At 36.4% G+C, this 3690-nt stretch carries 4 protein-coding genes; 1 reads left to right on the top strand and 3 read right to left on the bottom strand.

All coding sequences use genetic code 11. From position 1 onward, the window contains the following. Positions 1 to 250, top strand: a 250-nt coding sequence (locus HZF10_RS17950) for a hypothetical protein (RefSeq protein WP_217703404.1), incomplete at its 5' end; no start/stop codon positions are given. 163 nt (positions 251 to 413) lie between these two features. Here HZF10_RS17950 and HZF10_RS17505 read toward each other — a convergent pair. From HZF10_RS17505 to HZF10_RS17515, 3 genes are all read right to left on the bottom strand, one after another. After that, the gene (locus HZF10_RS17505; RefSeq protein ID WP_176007537.1) at positions 414 to 833 is read right to left on the bottom strand and encodes a hypothetical protein; all 420 of its coding nucleotides are present in this window, start codon (positions 831 to 833) and stop codon (positions 414 to 416) included. A gap of 148 nt (positions 834 to 981) precedes the next feature. Continuing rightward, the gene (locus tag HZF10_RS17510) at positions 982 to 2109 is read right to left on the bottom strand and encodes a DUF6794 domain-containing protein (protein WP_176007538.1); all 1128 of its coding nucleotides are present in this window, start codon (positions 2107 to 2109) and stop codon (positions 982 to 984) included. 204 nt (positions 2110 to 2313) lie between these two features. Next, a complete protein-coding gene (locus HZF10_RS17515) occupies positions 2314 to 3585 on the bottom strand; it encodes an ATP-binding protein (protein ID WP_176007539.1) in 1272 nt (423 codons plus the stop codon). Between the last annotated feature and the right edge of the window lie 105 nt (positions 3586 to 3690).

Below are 3690 nucleotides of genomic sequence, written 5' to 3' on the forward strand. Positions count from 1 at the left end.
CGAAAACCCGCACTGGCGATTACCAGCGGTTATCGTCTCGGCCACACGAACTGCTTGCGGTTCAGAAAAAATAAAAAACCGAAAAATCTTCCCAAAAAATCTTTTTTTGCGCTATGCCCGGCTGCCACTAACTCTTTTTCGGTTATTTCTGCGATTAGGTTCGGTCGGCATTGTGAGTAGCCTTTTTAAATCGCACAGAGGAAAATTTCTTCAATATGGACATCAAGTTGGAATCTCGAAAAAAAACTAAAACCAGAATAGGAGAGACGTTCTAAATTTGTCGTGAAACGTGGCTGGACGATAACGTTAGGCCGCTAATTTCGGTTGCGGCCGTTTCGGAGCGAGTACTCTCCGCGGAAAAGTACGAAATTAAAGAACTGCTGGTAAACTTAGTCAGCTTGCCGCAATCGAAATTAGCGGCGGTTATGCGACGTATCACGGTTTAATTTAATGATTTTTCCCGAATACATTTGTACATGAAGATTCTTTCTTAGCACAAAGATTGATGTGTCATTGGATGTTTCGGTAATTTCATAATATGGTCTGCCAGAAGAATAATGTATTTTTTGAAAATCTGTCCATGGTTGCATTGGTTCAGTATGGCCGACAACTTTAAATTGACAATCATTTAGCCATTCAATTTTTAAGTGTTTGATCGAGTCTCCTTCTGTCAAGACGAATTCATCTTGATTAATCGAAAAATAATATTCTCGATATTGATCTTTAAATAAATCGTCAAAAATTACTTTGTAATTTCCGTTCTGCAATTTTTTGCAATCTGAGGAAATAGTAAGTGATAATAATATCGAAAGGGGAATTATTATGTTCTTCATGATATGTTGCATAACGCTTCGCGGCTACACGGATCGTGGCGGAATCCGGAGATAGTTTTCTCTGCCGAGTAGGAGCGAAGTTATGGAAATTTTACGTAGTTTTAACCGTGAGCCAGCCATGGCCGTGAGCCGCTGTTAGGCGAAGTTATTACATTTTATCCCAATCTTCAACATTAAACCAAGCTGCTTCTTTTTCTTTTAAATATTCGATTTCTCTTTTTTCAGGGGACGTTAATCTTTTCTTTTTTTTATTAAAAATATGATGATCATCATTACTATAAATTACAATTCCTCTTTTACCGCAAGCTTCGGTAACTTGTACTTTAATAGTCAATAATTTCTCATTTTTCTCAATTAGAATACCTTTAGCAATGCAGCTATCATCCATCCATTTACTTTCTTGTTCCTCACTTGAAAATTGATATTTGTAGTTAAACTCTAAAATGTCTCCAATTTTGAGTTCGTCAAAATCTTTCTTCTTTTGACTTAATTCTTCCTCCAACCGTTTTTGTTGACGGATTTTTTCTTCTTCCTCGTATTTTAAATAAGTTTCTTTTTGTTCCTGGAATTTCAAGTCCTGATGATTTAAATATCTATGATAACTTTCCAAAAGAACTACTGACATTGATTCCGGATGGTTAATTCCGTTGTCTCGGAAAAACTTTGAAAGCCTAGAACCGCCCCAAAGTTGCCAATTATTTCTCATCCACAATCCAATTCCAAATCTATAATTTCCGGAAATGTATTCATCTTCAGAAAGTTTTGTAATTTCTACTTTGATGGAATCGGAGTAGATTCTATCTAAGCTTTTAAAGCTATCCTCTAAATTCTTTGGTATATAGTGACCGCGAAGACTATCTGTTGTGTAGCGGACTTCATCTTCAACGTTCCATTTGGCTTCTAGTTTTTGAAAAGGCGCAAGTATTTCTTTTTCATTAAATTTTCCAAATAATAAATAGTTTTTAAAACAGATTAGAATTACTTCATCATCGTGATAAAAAATCCCTTTTTTATTTAAATAATCAGATATTTTGGAATTGGGATTGTCGCTGCTTGTCCAATCATATATTGTTTTAAACTTTCCTTTATACGGATAATTTATATTCTTTATTGTATCATTTTTACTGCTCTTTATTGCGGTTTTAATACTATCTGTTGTGCTTGCATCTAACCATTTTACAGCTTGTTTTAAATTTTTCGGTGTTTTTACAGATTGCCCAAAATTTGTGGAGCAAATAAGAAGGGATATTATGATGTAGATTGTTCTCAGTTTCATGATATAATTTCGCCTAACGTTAGGCCGCTAACCGATCGTGGCAGCCTGCCGGAGACGGATCTCTCCGCCGAGACTAAAAGTAGTAAAAGCAATGGTTTTTTCTAACTTTTCGTTTGAAAAAATCTTGCTTTTACGGCTTAAGAAATGTATCTTCGTCGCTGCTCATCCCGCTGCCATGGCGGTTAGCGGCGGTTGTGCGAAGTATTAATATTCATCTCGAGATTGGGTTAATCTTTGAGCAATAGCTTTATCTAAAAGGTTACGAACCAATTCTTCCATTCCAATGTTTCTTACCCGTGCGGAAAAAGAAATCGCACCAAGTGAAATGAATAATTTTCCTATCATTTCATCAGCGAAGCTACTGGAAATTACTGGAACACCAGACCAATCAATCACAATAGGGTAAGTTGGCTGAGCGTCTAAAAGGTTTAAAACTTTAGTTCTAATCTGGATACCAGATTTTCGGGTGCCGAATCCGGTAGTTTCATTTTTCATTATTAAAATAAGACAGTCTTTATCGTCCATTTCATATTGGGTTTCTATAATATTTACAGGAATGTAATTTTTATTTCCTGTTGCAAAATCTAACGCTTGGGAAACCGAAAACTTTTTTGACATCAATATTTGCCCACAGACAACAGTTCCGTGATACGAGCCTCTAAACATTGGTTTTTTTATTGTTTCATCCGGTGTAACAATTAGTCTCCCTGCTCCACTTGTAATATCGAATGATCCTCCTGACAACGTTGTCACTTTTAATGAGCCTGCCAAACCATTTCCCTGTCCGAATTTTGAATTCCTCGTAACACCAGATTTTATGGCTTCTCCAATCGCATCTAAATCAGTGCGTAAATCTGGAAATCCTTCTTGCATAGACTTTAAAATGCCTATTCCATTGTCTGCAACTGCGAAAGCAATTACTTTATTTTTTGGATAAGTACTCGCTTGCACAATCCCGCCCATCTTTGATTCAGAATGATTTAAAACGTTATCGGTCAGCTCATTAATTGACCACTCCAAACCAGAAATAATATCCTTGGGAACATGCATATTGCGCAAAACAACGTCCATAAAATCATCGACAACCGCCTTTTGCTGTTCAGCATTTTCAAATCTTCTAGTCACCAAGTGTCTATCATGTGTCGATTCTGATTTATCATATTGAGAGGGAGATAAAAAATGTGCCCAATTTACATTTCGAAAAAGCTTTCTAGTATCGTCATCTTTTGGTAGTTGTACATAAATATCAATGCCATTTTTGCGAAGCGTATCTAAACTTGTTATAATCGGAAGTACGCCACTTGGGTATGCAGTTCTAACAGCCTTTAAGTCAATCGTGAGATTTTCTCTGCCAGTCGCACCGAATTTATCCACCGCCGTACAAAAGTCAATCAAGTTATATGCGTTTAGCTTGTTACTAAATTGAATTGTTGACGTTTTTGAATTGAAATGTGTCGTTCTAAAAATGTAGCTCATTACTCAACGAGGTTTAAATATTTCGCACAACGTTCGGCGCATTCTTTGAACTTTGCGGCCGATCGGAGAAAGTATTCTCCACCGTAAATATAGGAAGTTTTGAAA

Origin of the sequence: Flavobacterium agri (genome assembly GCF_013401995.1) — a bacterium.
GTDB classification, from domain to species: Bacteria; Bacteroidota; Bacteroidia; order Flavobacteriales; family Flavobacteriaceae; genus Flavobacterium; species Flavobacterium agri.

Excerpts from the sequence above, each read along its gene's own strand:
- HZF10_RS17505 (WP_176007537.1), bottom strand. The coding sequence starts at position 833 with ATGAAGAACATAATAATTCCCCTTTCGATATTATTATCACTTACTATT.
- HZF10_RS17510 (WP_176007538.1), bottom strand. The coding sequence starts at position 2,109 with ATGAAACTGAGAACAATCTACATCATAATATCCCTTCTTATTTGCTCC.
- HZF10_RS17515 (WP_176007539.1), bottom strand. The coding sequence starts at position 3,585 with ATGAGCTACATTTTTAGAACGACACATTTCAATTCAAAAACGTCAACA.